The organism is Achromobacter sp. SIMBA_011 (assembly GCF_046535435.1).
Taxonomy (GTDB): Bacteria; Pseudomonadota; Gammaproteobacteria; order Burkholderiales; family Burkholderiaceae_B; genus Achromobacter; species Achromobacter dolens.
Genome location: NZ_JAWRWN010000911.1, coordinates 1 through 251, shown reverse-complemented (window position 1 = coordinate 251; position 251 = coordinate 1). Strand labels below are relative to the sequence as shown.

At 69.7% G+C, this 251-nt stretch carries 1 pseudogene; it reads left to right on the top strand.

Features of this window, described 5'->3' with window-relative positions:
• Positions 1-251 (top strand): annotated as a pseudogene (locus SB816_RS33650) (DNA polymerase III subunit epsilon); the annotation flags it as partial.

Here is a 251-nt window from a genome sequence, read left to right as displayed (position 1 = left end):
ACCGCGTGCCGCGCGTGTCGAAGCAGGATCCGCTGTCCGCGCCCTGGCCGTTCGACGGCGCCGTGCTGATTGAAGAGGGCGACGTCGCGAGCGGTGCGCCGCTGTTCCATCTGATCGACCGCTGGTGCTATCTGGGCGCCGTTGCGAACGAGGGCGAAGCGGCCATGCTGTGCGCCGCGACGCGCGAGCCCGCATTCGAGCTCACGACCTGGCGCATTCTCCAGACGCGTTTCGAGCGCGGCCTGAGCGTG